Consider the following 17,334-nt stretch of genomic DNA (forward strand, 5'->3'; position numbering starts at 1 on the left):
CGGGCCGCCCGGTCCGGAAGCCAGCCCCGTCGCCGTCCTGCACCTGCCTGGCTTCGGAACTCCACTGCCGGACCGAACTGCGAACTTCTGTCAAACAACCCCGGCCAGTTCGTGTCTGGCCGGTATCGCCGACTTGCTGTCTACGAGAGAAACGTTAGACCCACCCACGAGCAATGTCTACTCCGGCGCACACAGATTTTGCGACGCTCTGGGGTGAGGTAACCTTCCGCTGCGCGGCGGCGGCAACCCCCCGAGCCGCCGCCGCGCGCGGCCTTGGCCGCTGGGGCCACTCTTTCTCGACAAGCGGAGCCGCCCCCGTGTGGGCAACGACTACACCGCGTGGAAGCTGTTGCGGAAGGCGGCGTCCGACTGGACCGTCATCGACCTGCCTGCCATCGCGGGCAGCCCCGACGATGCCGTCGGCCGCAAGGTCGGCGAGTCGCTGTGGCTGGCCCGGTACGGCTGCAAGGCGCTGGTCGGTATCTGGCACGCCGTCGGCGAGCGGCTGTGGTGGTTGTTGTTCATGTAGAAGCCGCGCCCCGTCGAGGGGTGGGGTGTGGCGGCGGGCGTGGATCGACACGGCCCGGATCGTCCCCGTCGAGTTCTCGGGCCGAGGGCATCACGTCGGGCACTACCCGGAGCTGGAAGGACAGATGCTGGCCTGGGTCACCGGGATGGACAGCCCCGACAGGATGGACGCCGCGGTGTACGGCCCGACCGAGCTGGCCGGCGCCGGGCAGCTCGACGTACTCGCGCAGGGCATGGACGACAACCGCCTGTCCGGACGCCGCTGACCAACCCGGATGGGAATGGGGTGCGGGGGTGCAGCCCCAGGGCCGCACCCCAGACTGTCAACGCCGAGGTCGAGACCCTGCTCGCCGCCCAGAGGAACGGCGACGTCGTGATGGTGGCCGCTGCCCTGCAGTCGTCGGTGCTGCGGGAGCTGGACCAGTAGCAGAAGGGGCTCGGCAACCTCAACCTCGCCTATGCCTTCGCCGCGCTACTGACCCAGGAGTGCCCCCAGAGGGGTGCGACGTCCTCGGCGTGCCGGACCTGCGCCGGTTGGTGCGGGCGGCGACCGACGAGACCCTTCACGCCCGACTGGAGATCGCCGACGAGATCGGGATGCCGTTCGGCATCGCGGATGCCAAGGCCGAAAACGCCCGGTTCATCGCCGCCGTGCCGCTCGCGCAGGAGTTCGTGAAGCTCTGCCGCCTTCAGCCTGACGCCACCGCCGAGTTCGTGCGGCAGGCCCGCCGGTCCGCCGTGATGGTCGACGAGGTGTGGGCTGTGCTGTACGAGGCATGCGCCACGGTGCGCGGCCACTGCCTGTAAGCGGGATAGCGGACTTCGTCGCGGCGTGGAGGATTTCATCTCAGAAGTGCCTTGTCGATTGTGCGTGCTGGAAGCGTGAAGAACTCCCATCATCGCATGTCACAAGGCACTTCCTCGTTTCTGAGGGAACTATCCACGGGCATCAGGCCGGTGGATCCGGGTTCAGTGGACCGTCACGCTCGGCCCTTCGACAAGGGGGTCCAGGGTCGTGTAGTTGTCACTATCATCCCACGGTTGAACTTTCACGGTAATCCTGGGCGAACCATTGGGATTGTTCAGGGTCGGAGTGTAGAGTTGATAATCACCTGGACCATGAAGGGAGAGTGTGTCGACCTTTACTTCACCGGCCCGGGTGTTAAATTCCGCTTTATGATAGCCGGGCTCCTTTTTTATGCGACTACCCTTTTTCCTGAGTGAGAGGCCATCGCGACCCATGACGCACTCCACGTTGTCCCCCCACCCTTCGGGCGTATAGTACCAAAGGGCTTTCCCGGAAGGACTTCGATAGTGCCCGCATCCGCGGATCCTGAGGACCGGGGCAACCTCTTTTTCGGGGGTGACTTGCAGGCAGGACTGTAGCCATGCTTGAACCCAATTATCGCGGTAATGGGTCCTTGTCAGTTCATTGCACTTTGTCCTGTTTCGCGCCCTGGGGGCGTACTTGTCTTCTTCTCCGATGGTCGTTTCGGCGAGTGTGTCCAGGGTTTTCTCTTGCGTCCATGGGTCGTTATAGTATTCGCCATGGGGCAAGCATGTCGTGACGATATTTTCTGCCCCTCGGAGGGTGGAGGTCTTTCCGCCTCGCACATTCGGGCCCTTTCCTTCGTACGCCCAGGCGCCCTGTTCGGTAATTCCGAATACGACACCGTCGCACAGGCCAATCTGGGGCTTAAATTTGTTTCTGGTATTGAGGTAGACCGCCGGCTCGTCGTCTATGTTGGAGCGGAAGGTTGTGTACCTGGGGTACCCATCAGCCCCATGTGGCGCCTCGTCTCCCGAGTTCAGCGACCGCAGGAAAGCTGACCCGCTTGCCATGTCATGGCATTGAAAATCGCAATTCTCGGCAAGTTCCTTTGCGTAGCCAACCAGGATATTATGGTCCCCCAGGAATGCCCCGATTGCACGGACGGCTTCGGATGCTCCAACTCCCACGTCGGCCACGATTGTTCCATGGTGGGGGCTTCCCATGGATACGAAGTGTTTCACTTTTTCTGCTCCGCCCAAATTCTTGATATAGGCGCGTGCTACGAGACCTCCCATCGAGTGGGCCACAATATCGACCTTGCCGTCCGGTGACGTCTTTGCGATCTCGTTGACTTCCCTGGCGAAGCCTGCGGCGATGTGGTCGATTCCAGGATTGGGAGGATTGGTCTGGCCGGGCTTTGTCATCTTGCTGTAATCGTAGACGTGCAGTTCGCTTTCTTTGTATCCCTGTGTTTCGGCGTATCCTTTCATCCCGTTCCAGACCGCACCTTCGGAGTGCCAGCCATGGACGAAGATGATGGGCCGGTGTGGCCCGCTGGCGTATGCGCTCCGCTGGGCCTGATTCGGGGCGGCAGGCGCTGGTAGTGCGCTAGCGGGTGTGGCCGTCGCCATCGAAAGGCAAAGGGCGCCGGCTGTCACCGCGGTCCACGCGGGGCTCGGCCGCCTCCTCTGCTGGACGGTGATATTGTTCAGGCTGGCCGGCAGGAGCCGGGCCTTCAGTTCACTGTGGATCATGTTCAGCAACCTTTCGCTGTAGCTTGGGTCGGAACTTTCACCGTGCACACTGAAGATGCCAACACGCGACCGCCCCGACAGCGGCCGCGCATAATGAAGCACGCTTCATGAAACTCCCTTTCCTTCATTGATGTAGGCCAGCTTCCAAATACTCCTCAATGTGGACGAAAATTCCTCACATGCGGAATGGTGTCGCGCATGATGGTGCGGCCAAACAGTGATCATCAGGCCGAGATCCACTTTCGCAACGTGCCCTCGGCGGTGGGGTGGGACGTCTGGCGCACTACCTGGACGCCGCCGCAACGCTGTCCCGCAGCACCTTGATGGCGGGCGTCCACGTGTTCACCCCGTCCAGGGCGTGCAGCCAGTGGCCTTGTGGGGTTGGTGGGCAGCTGCTGGGCCGGTCGCCTCCGGGGGTGCCGTAGGCGAGGGCGGCGACCGTGCGCAGGTCGACCTGGGATCCGCGTGCGCGGGTGGCGTCGTGGACCAGCCGGGACATCGCCTGCCGGCCGGAGCGGCCGAGTTCCCGCATCGTGGCCCGCACGGTGGTCTCGTGGATGCCGCCGCGTCGGGTGAGGTTGCCGAGGACCGTGCCGATGCTGGGGCCGCCGACACGGTGGGCCTGTCGGTCGGGTGCGGTGACGGTGAGTGCGGCGTGGACGGCGAGGGCGACGGCGAGGGCGTTCTCCTCGGCGAGGACCTGATCGCGGTGTTCGCTAAGTGGAACATAAATGCACCATCCTGGATCTGGCAAGGCGAGATCAGCCGAGTGCGGCAGGGACCGGCGGACGCCGCACGATGATCACGGGCAGGTGGAGTTCGCGTGCGGCGGTGAGTTTGGGTGCGGTCGCGGCGCCGCCGCTGTCCTTGGTGACCACGACGTCGATGCGGTGCTCGCGCAGGAGTGCCCGTTCGCCGTCGAGCGTGAACGGCCCCCGGTCCAGCAGGACTTCGAAGGACGGTGGCAACGGGGGCTCGGGCGGGTCGACTGACCGGGCGAGGAAGTGGACCCCGTCGAGGTGGGCGAAGGCCGCCGATCCTCACCTCTCCGGCGGGCAGCCGGGGTTGGGCGACCCGGCCGGCCAGCGAACTGGTGACCCGCAGGGACGGCGGCTCGGCGAGTGCGGCGGCCAGCGCCCGCCCCTCCGTCGTCCCGCCGAGGATCAGGACGTGCCGGGTCATGGGGTTCACGCCCCGCAGGGCTCGTGCGGGCGTTCGCGCTCCGCCGAGTAGAGGTGGCTGTCGCGGAACTGCTCGGCGGCCAGCGTCCGTCCGACCAGGATGACGGCGGTGCGCACCACGCCCGAGGCCTTGACCTGCCCGGCGATGTCGGCGAGGGTGCCGCGCAGCACCAGCTCGTCCGGGCGGCTGGCCATCGCGACGACGGCGGCCGGGCAGTCGGCGCCGTAGTGCGGGAGCAGTTGCTCGACGACGTCGTCCACGTATCCGGCGGCCAGGTGCAGTACCAGCAGGGCGCCGCTGCGGCCGAGGGTGGCCAGGTCCTCGCCCTCGGGCATCGGGGTGGCGCGCTTGGCGATCCGGGTGAGGATGACGGTCTGGCCGACGGTCGGGACGGTCAGCTCCCGCTTGAGCGCGGCCGCTGCGGCGGCGAAGGCGGGCACGCCGGGGACGATCTCGTACGGCACGCCGGCCGCGTCGAGGGACCGTCATCGCCGCGAAGGAACCGACCGCCGGCACTGTCGGCCGGACCTGGCAGGCCCTCGATCCGGGCGGGGCCAGCACCGTGGAAGTCGCACGGATGACCAGGCTGGACGAAGTAGTTCTGTCCTGACCGGTCCAGGTGCGGTCTCGGTCTCCGGTGGGGCCGGTTCACAGAGCGGTCCCACCGGACGTCGTCGTGGTGTCGGTTACCCGATGCTCTCCGCGACGTGGATGAGTTCCTCGTTGGTGAGTCGTGGGGGGCCGCCGGTGGTGACGACGAAGGTGTAGGTGCCGTCGGACCAAGTCAGCGAGTGGGGGTCGCCTTGGGAATCCGAGTGCGTGATGGTCGCGGGGTGGCCCTTGACGGTGGCGGCCTTGCCGGGTGGTGGTGTGCTGCTCCGGAGGGTCTGGCTGATGATCAGAGAGCCTGCTTCGGGACCGGTGCCCAGCCGGTAACCGACGGCCCAGGCCGGGGTGTCGGTCGGGATCGCTTCCAGGCCGGGCAGGAAGACCATCCTGCCCGCGGGGTAGGGGTAGTAGTTCTCCGGCAGGGACGCGGGCCGGAGAAGGTCGCGCTCGTCGAAGTGGACGGCGGGCTTGCCCGTGGCGTCGTTCAGGGTCCTGGTGCCGAGTGGTTTGTTCAGGTGAGTGGTGATCTGCGCGAAGCCGCCCGGGTCGCAGAACCCCGGACGGACCGTGTGCCGCAGGGAGACCTTCACCACGCCGGTGGACTCACGGGTCACGAGCTCCGGTCGGTCCTCGCAACCCCAGCCGATGTTGAGTGTCAGGGTTTGGCCGTCGGAACTGACCAGTAGCGGGTAGCCGGCCACGGCGCCTTCGTGGACCTTGCTCTCCGGGCCCCGGTTCATCCATGCAGTGATTGCGAACCCGCTACCGAGAACGGCTATCGCAGCCACGGCGGTCAAGCGATTCCGTCGCCCGCGCTTCGACTTCTGGCGGACGGTACTTGGCGTCACGGGCCCTCCCCGGCAGTCATGGCCATGCTTGCGGTAGGTCGCGCCTGCCGGATGCAAGCCCGGCAGGCGCGACCACTCCGGCCTTCACCAGAGGTACAGGAAGGTCCGGATGTCGTCGCAGCCGTCGAGGGCCCGTCCGTCCACGTCCGCCGGGTCGGCGGCGGCCCGCTGCGCCAGGGAGCGCGCCAGGTCGAGGGCTTCGTCGCTGAGGCGGCCGAAGCGGCGGGCGATGTGGCTCAGGCACAGGACGGTCAGCCCCAGCAGGGGACTGCCCGGTGCGGCCCGTGTGCCGGTCTGCACGCAGCAGTGTTCGGCGAAGTCGCGGTCGTCTCCGTGCAGGGCGATCCCGACCAGGGCCTCAGCCGTGTGGTCAGCTGCGGATCGGCCGTCCAGAGCCCCTTCCAGGGCTTCCGTCACCACCTCGCGAGCCGGCGCGGGCGGGTTCTCCAGGGTCCTGTGCATGCCGCGAGACTACGGCCTCCGCCACGGTCGCGTTGCCCAACAACCAGTGGTGAGCGATGGGTTGGGCGGAGTGGCGCTGGAGTGCGAAGCCGGCGGCGCCTGGGCGTGCGCGCCGGGCCGCGGTCGGGAACGGCCGTCGTGTCCGTCGAGGCTCCTGGGCTCGCGACCATGACCCCCACCACCAACCCCCCTGAGCAGCGGCACGTCCGTATCCAGGCGACCGGCCCGACCGCGCGTCTGGAGATCGACGGCCAGGACCTCGCCGACCAGGTCCGCTCGTACGAGCTGCGGCACACCGTCGGGCAGCTCCCCGAACTCCAGTTGCTGCTGCGCCCGACCGCCAACCCCGTGTGGGAGGGCGCCGCCCGCGTCGTGGTCGGCGAGGACCCGGACCCGGACCCGGATCCGGCGGACGCGGCGTTCCTGGCCGCCCTCGGCCCCGCCGAGACCGAGCGGGCGCTCCTCGCCCGGCACGACCTCCTCGACGGCGGCGCGCACGAATTCACGAGGGCGCTGCTCACCCAGCTGGGCGAGTGGGCGCTCGGTGTGCGGCAGCCCGGCGAGCACGGGGCGGTGGACGGCTGATGGCGCAGGTGACCAGCAACGCCGGGGTCCTGGCCGTGCAGCTGGAGTCGAGGGCCGCCGTCGCGGTGCCGGCGGCCACGGCGGTGGTGCGGCACCACGCGATGATCCTGGAGACCGCGATCCGTGCCGGCGCATCGGGCCGTCCTGGGCCCGGCGTTCAGAGCGGCGAGTACCGGAGGTCGTGGACCACGGAGGTCCACGCCACCGCCACCGGCGTGGAAGCGATCGTGGGGACCAGCCGCCCGCAGGCCGCGCGCCGTCGATGCGGACCATGTCCGCCAGCGCGTGGGCGTCGCCCTTGTCGCTCTTGGCCCCCGAGGTGCCGTACCTCTCCTTGAACCGGGCAGCCTGGCGGGGGTTGGCCGCGTGGACGCGGTAGCCGGCGGCGATCAGGGCCTGCACCCACGGGCCCCGGTCGGTCTCGATGCAGACCGTCACCTGTGCGGGCTCCAGGTCCTGGCCACCGTGGCGGGCGACGAGGCGTGCAGCTTCGCGATGCCCTCGGAGCCCTCCGGTAGTCGTGCGCTCGCCAGCTTCCGGCCCGTCTCGTTCTGCAGCTCCACGTCGTGGTGGTCTTCGGCCCAGTCGTCGCCGATGAACAGCACTGGTCTTCTCCAGCTTCTCTTGGCGTTCTGTGTGTGCAGCCTGCGGAAGGCGCGGCTCGCGTTCTCATGGATCAAGTGCTCACGCCCAACCTTCCTGGCGGGTACGTGATCCCATCAGCAGTCAGGCCCCCCGGCCGACCAGAAGCGGCACGGTCTGACCTCAGAGCTCACGATGGCTCCGAAGAAGGAAGTGCTCACCTGCTGGCGGCTACGGGCCGAAGTCTCTCCTACGGCCCGACGGGGCCCATTAGAAGGAGCTGCTGCTTCCGGCGAAGGGGCTGGGCTCCTCCGGGGGACTGAGCTCGCCCGGGTGGCTGGGTGCAGTGAAGAAGCTGGGTTCCCCCGAGGGGCTGAGCTCGCCCGGAGGGCTGGGTGCGGCCGGGGAAGCGGGCGTGGCCGAGCGGCTGGGCGCGGCGGAGGGGCTGAGCTCGTCGGAGGGGCTGGGTGCGGCCGGGGAACCGGGCGTGGCGGAGGGGCTGAGCTCGTCCGAGCGGCTCGGGTACGGCTGAGGGGCCGGCTGTGGGCGAGCGCCGCTGGGTGCGGCGGAGAGGCTGAGCCCGTTCGAGGGGCTGGGCGTGGCGGAGGGACTGGGTGCGGCCGGGGAACCGGACTTGGCGGAGGGGCTGGGCGTGGCCGAGGCGCTCGACGTGGCGGAGGGACTGGCCGTGGCGGAGGGGCTCGGGCGGGGGTCGTGGGGGCAGAGTACGGCAGGGTCTTTGAACCCGTAGCTCAGGCCCCAGTCCCTGTCGCAGCCGCCCCAGTAGGTCCTCACCCAGCCGCAGTAGGGTCCGCCGTAGCTGAAGCAACGGGGCACCGAGTCCTCCGAGTCCTCCGAGTCCGGATTCGTGGAGGGAGACCAGGATGATTCGGCTTCGCTCTGCGAGGTGCCGAGGGCGTTGACCGCGCGGACCTGCGTGGCATCGGAACTCTGGGACGTCCCGCCCGTGAAGAGGACGGCCAGGCCAAAGGCTGAGGCGGAAGCCGCCACGATTGAAGCGGCGAGAACGCGGCGGGTGGAGCGCATGGCTGGTCCTCTTGGCTGCGTGGTCTGTGGCACGTGGGAATGCACTCCGGGCACGGGCACCGCCGCTGTGAGCGCCGGAGTTAAACATATGGTCGGAAGACCTTTTCATCGCCGACGAAGCGCCAGTCAGGCGGCCTTGCTCCGGTTTTTCACTCGAAGAGGCTCGCCTCGACCCACGTGCCGCGACCGCGCGCAGATCTTCGCCCACGGGGGCCTCGGCCGGGCCCGGTGATCGGCGGACGACCGGCGATCGACACGGTCAGCGCAGGGAGCGGACCGCCGGGCTCGTGGCGACCAGGCCGGCGCAGGCCAGGACGGCGCTGCCGCAGACCAGGAACAGCGTGGTCGTGCCGTAGGGGAGCAGGGCGCCGGCGATCACGTAGGAGAACGGGTCGAACGCCACCGTGGCCAGCACGACGAGGCTGAGTACCCGGCCCAGCAGTTGCTCGGGCACCCGCTCCTGCAGAGTGGCCACGACCACCACTCCGAGGAACCCGGATCCGAGGCCGATGAGCGAGACGACCGCCGTCGCGGCGACGACATGGGTGACGGCGGCGAGTCCGGCCATGCCTGCGCCGATCGCCGCGACACCGCCGACCACGGTCCGGCCGCGCCGGGCGGGCGGCCGCCACCCGGCCATCAGTGATCCGGCCAGCGAGCCGGCACCGAAACCGGAGAGCACGACGCCCAGAGATCCCGCGCCGCCGAGGCGTTGATCGGCGAGCACCGCGCCGCCCACGAGCACGGGGCCCACGACCGCGATGTTGATCAGGGCGATGGCTGCCAGCATCCCTCGCACCAGCGGTTCGTGCCAGGCGTACCTCAAGCCCACGCCGAGGGCACGCGCACTGCTGAACTGCTCGCCGTCGACGGTGGCCGGACCGGCGTCGTCCCCGGCACCTCCGCCGCGTCGTACCACGCGGATCAGCGTGCTGAGGACGACGGCGGCCAACGCGGCCATCGCCACGATCCCACCGAGCGTCGCGGCGAAGCCGACTGCGGCGATGCATCCGGCGGCCACCGCCGGGCCGACCAGGTCGCCCCCCGACTCCGCGCCCTGCACCAGCCCGTTGACCCGGGAGAGCTTGTCGGTCGGCACGACGGCGGGTAGCAACGCCAGGGCCGCCGGGAAGTAGGCGGCGTCGGCGGCGCCGAGCAGCCCGCCGAGCAGCGCGACCGTCGTCAACGACGGTGAGGTGAAGGTGACCAGGGCGCCGAGGGCGAGCAGGACGGCGACCCGGAGCCAGGCGGCACTGGCCACGACACGGGCGGGACCGAGGCGGTCGACCAGTACTCCCGCAGGAGGCAGGAGCACCGCTCGCGGCAGCGCCACGGCCACGAGCACCAACCCCGTGGCGATTCCGGGTTCCGACAGGTCGAGCACGAAGAGCGTGAGCCAGACGATGAACAGGGCGTCGACCACGGCCGCCAGCCCTTGACCCACGATCAGGCGGCGCAGGTGCGAATCGCCGAGCGGTTCGCGCGGAAGGGGCGGGGCGGTCGGCTCCGTCGTCATCGGTGGCTCTCCGGGGCTCGGGTACGGGGCGTCAGCCATGGCGTGGCGGCGGCCCACCGGCGACGCCGGCGGGTCCGGCGCCGGGTGTCACTATGCGATGTGGGTGCCCCCGTCGACCGTCAGGGTGGTGCCGGTGATGTAGGACGCCGCGTCGGAGACGAGGAAGACCAGAGCCGCAGCGAGCTCCTCGGGACGCCCGATGCGGCCTGAGAGCACCCGCGGCATCATCGCCTCCAGGTAACCCTCGGCGTAGCCGTCGGTCATCGCGGAGGTGAAGAGGCCCGGCGCGAGGGCGTTCACGCGAATGCCCTTGCCGGGGGTCCACTGCTGGGCGAGATCGCGGGTGAGTCCGAGGATCCCGGCCTTCGACGCCGAGTAGGCGGCCTGCGGCAGCCCGCCCGTGACCAGGGCGAGGATGCTGGAGACGTTGACGATGGAACTGCCGGGCAGCATCACCGCGCCCGCGGCCTGGGCCATCCAGTAGGAGCCGTTCAGATTGATGTCGATGACCTCGCGGAACTGCTCCGGGGTCTCCTCCGCCGCGGGTTGCTCACTGCTGATCCCGGCGTTGTTGACGAGAATGTCCACCCGCCCGAATGCCCGTACGGCCGCGTCGACCAGCCTGCGGCAGTCCTCCGGCTCGGCGACGTCGGTGCGCACGGCGACGGCCCGGCGGCCGAGCTTCTCGACGGCCGCGCGCACGGTCTCCAGCCGCTCGGTGCGCCGCGCCCCGAGCACGACGTCGGCGCCGGCCTCCGCCACCGCGGTGGCGAAGGCGACGCCCAGCCCGGAGGAGGCGCCGGTGACCACGGCGACGCGACCGTCGAGCCGGAAGCGATCGAGGACGCTCATGGCTGCCCGACCTCCTGGGGAGCCTCGTGGGGAAGGGTCGTCCCGGCGGAGGTCACCGGTGCTCGGCGACGTAGTTCACCGCGTCGCCGACGGTCCTCAACCCCGTGACCCGGTCGTCCGGGATCTTCACCTCGAACCTGTCCTCGACCGCCACGGCGATCTCCATCATGGCCAGGGAGTCGACGTCGAGGTCGTCGGTGAACGACGTCTCGGCGCTCACCTCGGCGGAGTCGATGCCGAGGACCTCTTCGACGATCTCGGCAATGGCGTTGAGGATGTCGATGTTGTCCACCACGGGTTCCTTCCTCTGGGGATGGGGTCGGCGTCGGTCATCGGTCGGTGGGGCGAGCCTCGGTGCGGCGAGCGTCGGTGGGGACGTCAGAGCCCGAGGCGTCGTCGGTAGGCGAGGAGGGTGTGCAGGAAGCCGTCCATCTGCTCCTCGGTGTGGCCCGCGTGCGGGAACAGGCGCAGGAGCGCCTGGTTGCGCGAGACGGCCGGGTAGGAGAAGACGGGTACGAGGTAGCCGTCCTCGACGAACCACTCCCGCATCTGCAGGGCGGCGGCGTCGCTTCCGATCGGCACCGAGAGCATGTACGACTCGGTCGGCGTCGTCGCCGTGCCGGCCTCGTGCATCTGTCGGCGAAGGCGGGCGGCATGCGCCAGGTAGTCGTCGACGATCCCCGGATCGCCGGCGAGGACGCCGATCGTGCGGTCGGCGGCGTAAGCGGTCGGCGGCTGGATGGCGGCGGTGAACATCGAGGTGCCGGAGAGCAGTTCGAAGGCGTCGATGGCCGCCGCCGGCCCGGCGATCGCGCCGCCTTCCAGACCGATGGCCTTCGACAGTGACACCATGACGAAGTCGGCCCGCTCCCGGATCGCGGCGGCCTCCCGGGCGTAGGGACGGTTCTCGGGTCCGTAGACCATGAAGCCGTTCGCGTCGTCGATCATGCTGACGGCGCCGTGACGGTCGCACTCGTCGAGGATCTCCACGATCGGTCCCATGGTGCCGTCGGCCGAATAGATGCTCTCGGCGATCACCACGGTTTTGTGGGTGCGGACCCGCTCCAGGACGCGGGCCAGGTCGGAGACGTCGTTGTGCCGGAACGCGTGGACGTTGCGGCCGTAGCCGAGCCCCTGGAGGCCCTTCCAGATGCTCCAGTGGACGTCGCGGTCGACGACGAACACGGTGTCGTGGTTGCGCACCTCGATCCCGGCGTCGAAGTGCGCGGAACTGCTCATGGCGTGGACGAACCCGATGTTGGCCAGGAGCCCCGTGGCGAAGCTGATGGCTCGCTCCTTGCCGGTGTGACGGGCGATCGTCTCCTCCAGCACCTGGTGCGGGCGGCAGATCCCCTGGGTCATCCTGGATCCGCTGGTGCTCAGGCCGTGGGCGAGCGCCCCCTCCGCGAAATGACGCCGTACGGGGACGTGGCGCTCCAGATCGAGGAAGCTGATGCTGGCGAAGTTCACCAGCTCGCGGCCGTTGCGGACGATGGTCGGCCCGACGGGACCGTCCACCACCGGCGGGCGGTAGGCCGTGTCGTGGGTGTTCGCCTCGACGAAGGCGGCGAAGGCCCACGGGGCCAGGCGGTCCGCGGACGGGCCGGCGGTGCGGGACGCGGTCATGGCGAGGTTTCTCCTCCACGATGGGCGCGGGGCGGTGAGGGCTCCAGGGCTGTGGCGAGGTGGCCGAGCGAGGCCGTTCCGGCCAGTTCGTCCGACGCGATCCCGGTGAAGCCGAACCGGTGGAGCAGCGCCAGCAGACGGGGGACGGCGACCAGGGTGACGCCGTGGTCGGCGAGGCAACGGTTCATGTCCACCGCGTCAGGGCTGTCGGAGGAGCCGTCCGGCGGATCGCCGGGTGCGACAGCGGCCACGGCGGCGGCCAGCGCCCGTTCGGCGCCCGTCGCGGGCGGGCGCGACGGGACCCGCGGCGTTCCCGCGCCGGTGGTGGCGGTGCGGGACCGGTCGGACCCGGGGCCGGCCGGGGACAGGACGTAGCGGCCCGGGGCCGCGATGCCGGGCACTTCGTCGAGGTGGTCCAGGACGTGGCGGTGCAAGTCGTCGGGGGTGACACCGGGGGCGGTGCGAGCGCGTGCGACGAGGTGCGGTTCGCCTTCCCCCGCTGCGTCCCCGCTGGGCGCCACCGTCACGTCGAGCACTCCGGGGTGGCCGCGCAACACGGCCTCGACCCTGGCCGGGCACACCCATCCCTGCGGGGAGCGCCACCATCCGGCGGCGGCCGGTGTCGGCGGGCGCGCCGGAACCGGGCACTCGGCACCGTCGGCGAGCGCGCGCAGGAAGGCGCACAGACGGACGGGCAACGCCACGGCCTGCCCGGCGTCGAGCAGGTGGTCCCCGACGGTGACATCGAGGGTGACGACCCCCGCGTCGAGGCTGAGGTCGACGTACAGCGTGTCGCAGGGCTCGTCGGGTGCGCTACGGATCCAGGTTGCGGACCCGTCCGGCGGAGCGTACTGCGCGGGGACCAGGTACCCGGGGACCAGGTAGTCGCGCGGCCACGAGTAGCAGTTGTACTCGATGGTCGGTACGGTCACGACACCCCGGCGACGGTGCATCCGCGCCTCGGCGGCGACCAGTTCCGCGGGGCGCCACTGACCGTGCCGGTAGGCGGCGGAGGAGGCGGCGGCGACCGAGGCGACCACCTCGCCGAACGCCGCGCCCGGGCGGAGGTCGATCTGCACCGGAACCGTCAGGGCCCGGACGCCGACGCTGTTCCGCAGAGCGGCCCGGGCCCGGTTGGAGACGACCACGGACGCGAGGAACCGGTGCTCACCGGTGCGGGTGGCGACGTCGTGGGCCAGCGCCGCGAGCACGACGACCTCCGGACCGACCCGATGGCGCCGGGCGACGCGGTGGAGGTCGTCGTACGCACCCGCCGAGCGGTGCTGGAGGCGGTGGCGCCCAGCGCCGTCGTCGGTCCCGCCGAACGGGGCCAGCACACCGGTCGGGTTGCTCGCGAGCCGCGTGAGCCACTCGCGCTCCGCCGCGCGGGCGCGTTCCACGGGCTGGGCGGCGACCGTGTCGAGGGGATGCTGCACGCGTGCCTCCGCCGGTGCGCCGACGCCGCGCAGTTGGTCGTGCAGCTGGTTGATCAGCACCGCCAGCCCCCACCCGTCGATCACGACGTGATGGGCGGCCAGCAGGACCGCACGCGGCCTCCCCGCCTCCAGCAGCACCCTGGCGCGCCAGGGCGGGTTCCGCTCGGGATCGATCGGACGGGCGGCCAGCGCGGCGGTGGCGGCGTCCAGGGTGTCGGCATCGACGGCGCGGACGTCGACGTGGTCGACCGGCAGCGGCGCCCAGTCCGCACGGTGGACGTGTTGGACCGGGCGGAGCGGGTCGACCGTGGTGCGCAGCGCCTCATGGCGGGCGGTGAGGGCCGCGAGTGCCGCGTGGACGTCGGCGACGGTGGCCGGGGGCGGGACGTGGCAGTGGTCGGCGAGGGGCGTCGGGTTCACCCGCCGTGGTGCGGGAACGGTGCGCTCGAACCAGTGCCACTGCTGGACCCAGGTCAGCGGCCCGCTGCGGTTGACGGTGGCGGCGCTCGGGGGCGGCTCCGGGAGGCGGTTCACGGCCGGGCCCTCATACCGCTCGGACCACGAGAGCGGCATTGTGGCCGCCGAAGCCGAACGAGTTGCTGAGAGCGATCCGCATCCGCTCGTGGTGCTGCGCCCGGTGCGGCACGAAGTTGATGTCCGGGTCGATCGGGTCGTCGCAGTTGATGGTCGGCGGGACGTCACCCGTGCGCAGGACCTGGATCGAAGCCACCAGCTCGACCGCTCCGGCGGCACCGATCATGTGCCCGGTCATCGACTTGGTGGAGCTGACCGGGATCCGGGTGACACGGTCGCCCAGCACCGTGCGCAGGACGGCCGTCTCGGTGGCGTCGTTCAGCAGCGTTCCGGTGCCGTGCGCGTTGACGTAGTCCACGTCCGCCCCCGTGATGCCCGCGTCGCGCAGCGCCGCCTCGACGGCGAGGCACGCGCCGCGTCCCTGCGGGTGCGGGGCGGTCCAGTGATGAGCGTCGGAACTCGCTCCGTAACCCGCGAGTTCGGCCAAAGCCGTGGCCCCTCGCCGGTCGGCCACCTCGGCGGCCTCCAACACCACCACGGCGGCCCCCTCGCTCATCACGAACCCGTCGCGGTGCGCGTCGAACGGCCGGCACGCCGCGGTCGGGTCGTCGTTGCGCGTGGACAGCGCGCGGGCGTTGCCGCTGCCCGCGAGGTCGACGGTGGTGACGCAGGCGTCGGCGCCGCCGACCAGGACGACGTCGGCCTCCCCGTTGCCGATCATGCGCATCCCCGCGCCCACCGCGTCCGCGCCGCTGGCGCACGCCGTGCTCTGGGCCCGGCTGGGCCCCTGCGTGCCGAGACGCATGCTGATCTCGCAGGCGGCGCTGTCCATGGCGGTGGTGACCTGGGTGAACGGGCTGATGCCCCGGGGCCCTTTGTCGCGCAGCGTGTTGGCGGCGCGGTAGATCGACCCGACCGGGCCGTAGCCACTGCCGATGATCACGGCGACCCGCGGCGCCAGGCGGTCGTCGACGACGAGTCCGGCGTGCTCGCACGCCTCCAGTGCCGCGGCGAGGGCGTACTGCGCGTACGGGTCGGCGCGGCGGCTGACCGTCGGCGGCATGTAGCGGCCGGGTGTGAAGCCGCGCACCTGGCCGCCGATCCGGACTCCGAGACCGGTCACGTCGATCGCGTCCACGGTGGCGATGCCGCTGCGGCCGGCGAGCATCGCCGCCCAGGTCTCGCCGACACTGTGGCCGAGCGGCGTCACCGCCCCGTACCCGGTGACCACCACCTGGCGCCGGGGTCGGCTGGGCCCGGCGTCGCCCCGCTCTCCTGCGTTCGTCACTGGGGAACCACCTCGGCGTCGCGGATGCAGGGGAGGATGTCGTCGGGTGCGACGGGCACCATGAGCACGGCTGTGCCTCCCCGGGAGCAGAACCGCCGCGCGGCGAGAATCTCAGCGGTCAGCGCGGCCTTGTCGCGCAGCACTCGACAGTGGATGTCCGGCCCGTCCACCACGGGCGGCGGTGCGCCCGGACGGGTGAAGGGGTGGCGTTCGGCGTCGAGACCGAGGCGGGCGCGTTGGGCGTCCAGCCAGCCGTAGCCGCCGTTGCACAGCACCACGTACAGCACGCCGCCGTGGGCCGGAGCGGTGACGGCGATGTCCGCGCGGGCCGCGAGGAACGCTCCGTCTCCGATGAACGCGGTGACCTCGTGGTCCGGGGCGGCCCGTTTGACCCCGATGGCCGCGGCCGCGCCGAAGCCCAGGGGGGTCTGCTCCGACGGCACGACGGACCCGCCACCGACGTGGAAGGGGAAGCCGTAGGACCACATGTCCTGCAGCCCGTTCTCCTGGACGAGCACGCGGGGCTCGCCGGCGGTGGCATCGAGCGCGGCGAGCAGTTCGGCGATGCGGATCCCCGGGAGTGTCGCCGCGCGGACCAGTTCCGCCTCCGCCTCAAGTGACATGGCCTTGCGGGCGACGGCGATCCTGTTCGCCCACACCTCGGTCGCGGCCGCGCGCTCGGCCTCGCCGTCCTCCTCCAGCGCCCGCGACCAGCCGAGCACGGCGTGCCGGGCGTCCCCGAGCACCCGCGGGCCCGAGAACTCGGCCGACAGGCCGCCCGGGTCCACGTTGACCTGCACCACCGCGACCGGGGGCCACGGTGTTCCGCCTTCGACGACCGTCTCCTCCAGCCGTCCGGCGAGCGAGACCACCAGGTCGCAGGACGACCACAGTTCGCGGGCGGGGGCCGCGGCGTAGAGGCCCGCCACGCCGCAGAACAGCGGGTGGTGCTCGTCGACGGCACCGCGGCCGGACGCGGTGGTGAAGAGTGCCGCGCCGAGGCGTTCGGCGAAGCGCTCGACCACGCCACCGCCGTTGCGGTGCCGCATTCCGCCGCCCACCAGCACCACCGGACGCCGGCTCTCGCGGATCGCCGCCAGGGCCGGCCCCGGCGTCACGGGAACGGATTCGAGGACCAGTGGTTCGGGCAGCGTCGGCCACGCTCCGGTGACGAGGACCTCCGCCGTGCGGACGTCATCGGGTACCTCCAGGTACACGGGCCCGGACGGCGGCCCCACAGCCCGGGTCAGCGCCGTCACCGCCGCGGGGACGACCCGGTCCGGGTGCCCCACCCGGTGCGCCCACCGCACGAGCGGCGCTGTCACGGCGACCTGGTCGAGTTCCTGGAATCCGCCGCTGCCCCGGCGGCGTTCGGGCACGCCGGCGGCGAGCACGAGGACGGGTGCACCGGACTCCCGCGCTTCGAGCAGCCCCGTGGCCGCGTGGGTGACAGCCGGGCCCTTGCCCAGTGCGCATACGGCGATCCGGCCGGACTGCAGCGCGTAACCGGTCGCCATGTACATCGCGTTGCGCTGGTCACGGCACGGCACGAGGTCCAGGCCGGCGGCGTCGAGGGCGCGGAGCAACTCCAGATCGTCGCCGGGCAATCCGAAGCAGGTGTCCACCCCGTTCGCCACCAGCAAGTCGACGATTGCGGACCACGCGTCGGCGTACCGTTTGCTCACCTGGCTCACCTTGCTCACCTTGCTCACC

17 protein-coding genes and 3 pseudogenes are annotated in these 17,334 nt (G+C 70.8%); 6 read left to right on the forward strand and 14 right to left on the reverse strand.

All coding sequences use genetic code 11. From position 1 onward, the window contains the following. The first annotated feature begins 319 nt into the window (after positions 1-319). The 4 genes from ACIOGZ_RS26270 (at position 320) to ACIOGZ_RS26285 (ending at position 1,335) form a co-directional block, all read left to right on the forward strand. Positions 320-529 carry a hypothetical protein gene (locus ACIOGZ_RS26270; RefSeq protein ID WP_363589683.1) on the forward strand — a complete coding sequence of 70 codons (210 nt, stop codon included), beginning with the start codon at positions 320-322 and terminating at the stop codon, positions 527-529. Positions 530-554: 25 nt separating this feature from the next. Beyond that, positions 555-794 carry a hypothetical protein gene (locus tag ACIOGZ_RS26275; protein WP_400987570.1) on the forward strand — a complete coding sequence of 80 codons (240 nt, stop codon included), beginning with the start codon at positions 555-557 and terminating at the stop codon, positions 792-794. A gap of 20 nt (positions 795-814) precedes the next feature. Beyond that, positions 815-955, forward strand: coding sequence for a hypothetical protein (locus ACIOGZ_RS26280; protein ID WP_363589687.1), 141 nt, complete (start codon positions 815-817; stop codon positions 953-955). An 89-nt stretch (positions 956-1,044) separates the two neighbouring features. Further along, the gene (locus tag ACIOGZ_RS26285) at positions 1,045-1,335 is read left to right on the forward strand and encodes a hypothetical protein (RefSeq protein ID WP_363589689.1); all 291 of its coding nucleotides are present in this window, start codon (positions 1,045-1,047) and stop codon (positions 1,333-1,335) included. Between the two features lie 162 nt (positions 1,336-1,497). Here the strand turns inward: ACIOGZ_RS26285 and ACIOGZ_RS26290 are convergent, their stop codons facing one another. The 6 genes and pseudogenes from ACIOGZ_RS26290 to ACIOGZ_RS26315 form a co-directional block, all read right to left on the reverse strand. Beyond that, a complete protein-coding gene (locus ACIOGZ_RS26290) occupies positions 1,498-3,054 on the reverse strand; it encodes a lipase family alpha/beta hydrolase (protein ID WP_400987754.1) in 1,557 nt (518 codons plus the stop codon). Positions 3,055-3,337: 283 nt separating this feature from the next. Next, positions 3,338-3,808: a hypothetical protein gene (locus ACIOGZ_RS26295; protein WP_400987571.1), complete on the reverse strand. Its 471-nt coding sequence runs from the start codon at positions 3,806-3,808 to the stop codon at positions 3,338-3,340. Between the two features lie 7 nt (positions 3,809-3,815). Further along, positions 3,816-4,236: pseudogene (locus tag ACIOGZ_RS26300) on the reverse strand (precorrin-6A/cobalt-precorrin-6A reductase). Positions 4,237-4,241: 5 nt separating this feature from the next. After that, positions 4,242-4,721: pseudogene (locus ACIOGZ_RS26305) on the reverse strand (SAM-dependent methyltransferase); the annotation flags it as partial. A 201-nt stretch (positions 4,722-4,922) separates the two neighbouring features. Continuing rightward, positions 4,923-5,585: a hypothetical protein gene (locus ACIOGZ_RS26310; protein ID WP_400987572.1), complete on the reverse strand. Its 663-nt coding sequence runs from the start codon at positions 5,583-5,585 to the stop codon at positions 4,923-4,925. A gap of 192 nt (positions 5,586-5,777) precedes the next feature. Beyond that, positions 5,778-6,155, reverse strand: a complete 378-nt coding sequence (locus ACIOGZ_RS26315; protein ID WP_400987573.1) for a hypothetical protein — start codon at positions 6,153-6,155, stop codon at positions 5,778-5,780. A 168-nt stretch (positions 6,156-6,323) separates the two neighbouring features. Here ACIOGZ_RS26315 and ACIOGZ_RS26320 point away from each other — a divergent pair, with 168 nt between their 5' ends. Next, on the forward strand, positions 6,324-6,740 hold the full coding sequence (locus ACIOGZ_RS26320; RefSeq protein WP_400987766.1) for a hypothetical protein: 417 nt from the start codon (positions 6,324-6,326) through the stop codon (positions 6,738-6,740). A 258-nt stretch (positions 6,741-6,998) separates the two neighbouring features. Here the strand turns inward: ACIOGZ_RS26320 and ACIOGZ_RS26325 are convergent. Next, positions 6,999-7,345 (reverse strand): annotated as a pseudogene (locus ACIOGZ_RS26325) (transposase); the annotation flags it as partial. 323 nt (positions 7,346-7,668) lie between these two features. Between ACIOGZ_RS26325 and ACIOGZ_RS26330 the strand changes: the two are divergent. Beyond that, the gene (locus tag ACIOGZ_RS26330; protein ID WP_363620788.1) at positions 7,669-7,854 is read left to right on the forward strand and encodes a hypothetical protein; all 186 of its coding nucleotides are present in this window, start codon (positions 7,669-7,671) and stop codon (positions 7,852-7,854) included. 774 nt (positions 7,855-8,628) lie between these two features. Here the strand turns inward: ACIOGZ_RS26330 and ACIOGZ_RS26335 are convergent. The 7 genes from ACIOGZ_RS26335 to ACIOGZ_RS26365 form a co-directional block, all read right to left on the reverse strand. Then, positions 8,629-9,885, reverse strand: a complete 1,257-nt coding sequence (locus tag ACIOGZ_RS26335; RefSeq protein ID WP_363633430.1) for an MFS transporter — start codon at positions 9,883-9,885, stop codon at positions 8,629-8,631. Between the two features lie 90 nt (positions 9,886-9,975). Further along, a complete protein-coding gene (locus tag ACIOGZ_RS26340; protein ID WP_363589296.1) occupies positions 9,976-10,737 on the reverse strand; it encodes a glucose 1-dehydrogenase in 762 nt (253 codons plus the stop codon). Between the two features lie 52 nt (positions 10,738-10,789). Beyond that, a complete protein-coding gene (locus ACIOGZ_RS26345; RefSeq protein WP_363589294.1) occupies positions 10,790-11,032 on the reverse strand; it encodes an acyl carrier protein in 243 nt (80 codons plus the stop codon). A gap of 83 nt (positions 11,033-11,115) precedes the next feature. Beyond that, positions 11,116-12,363 (reverse strand): aminotransferase class I/II-fold pyridoxal phosphate-dependent enzyme, encoded by a 1,248-nt coding sequence (locus tag ACIOGZ_RS26350; RefSeq protein WP_363620784.1) that lies wholly within the window; start codon positions 12,361-12,363, stop codon positions 11,116-11,118. Then, positions 12,360-14,333, reverse strand: a complete 1,974-nt coding sequence (locus ACIOGZ_RS26355; protein WP_400987577.1) for a condensation domain-containing protein — start codon at positions 14,331-14,333, stop codon at positions 12,360-12,362. Before ACIOGZ_RS26355 ends, ACIOGZ_RS26350 begins: the two co-directional genes overlap by 4 nt. Positions 14,334-14,343: 10 nt before the next feature. Beyond that, positions 14,344-15,621: a beta-ketoacyl-ACP synthase II gene (gene fabF / locus ACIOGZ_RS26360; protein ID WP_363589288.1), complete on the reverse strand. Its 1,278-nt coding sequence runs from the start codon at positions 15,619-15,621 to the stop codon at positions 14,344-14,346. Further along, on the reverse strand, positions 15,618-17,333 hold the full coding sequence (locus ACIOGZ_RS26365) for a thiamine pyrophosphate-binding protein (RefSeq protein ID WP_400987579.1): 1,716 nt from the start codon (positions 17,331-17,333) through the stop codon (positions 15,618-15,620). The genes fabF and ACIOGZ_RS26365 overlap by 4 nt, the downstream gene beginning before the upstream one ends. Position 17,334 lies beyond the last annotated feature (1 nt).

The sequence above is a fragment of the Kitasatospora sp. NPDC088160 genome, from assembly GCF_044741445.1.
GTDB lineage: Bacteria > Actinomycetota > Actinomycetes > Streptomycetales > Streptomycetaceae > Kitasatospora.

Bases quoted from the DNA above. Each gene is read 5' to 3' on its own strand.
- ACIOGZ_RS26290 (WP_400987754.1), bottom strand. From the start codon at position 3,054: ATGATCCACAGTGAACTGAAGGCCCGGCTCCTGCCGGCCAGCCTGAAC.
- ACIOGZ_RS26310 (WP_400987572.1), bottom strand. From the start codon at position 5,585: ATGAACCGGGGCCCGGAGAGCAAGGTCCACGAAGGCGCCGTGGCCGGC.
- ACIOGZ_RS26315 (WP_400987573.1), bottom strand. From the start codon at position 6,155: ATGCACAGGACCCTGGAGAACCCGCCCGCGCCGGCTCGCGAGGTGGTG.
- ACIOGZ_RS26320 (WP_400987766.1), top strand. From the start codon at position 6,324: ATGACCCCCACCACCAACCCCCCTGAGCAGCGGCACGTCCGTATCCAG.
- ACIOGZ_RS26335 (WP_363633430.1), bottom strand. From the start codon at position 9,885: ATGACGACGGAGCCGACCGCCCCGCCCCTTCCGCGCGAACCGCTCGGC.
- ACIOGZ_RS26340 (WP_363589296.1), bottom strand. From the start codon at position 10,737: ATGAGCGTCCTCGATCGCTTCCGGCTCGACGGTCGCGTCGCCGTGGTC.
- ACIOGZ_RS26350 (WP_363620784.1), bottom strand. From the start codon at position 12,363: ATGACCGCGTCCCGCACCGCCGGCCCGTCCGCGGACCGCCTGGCCCCG.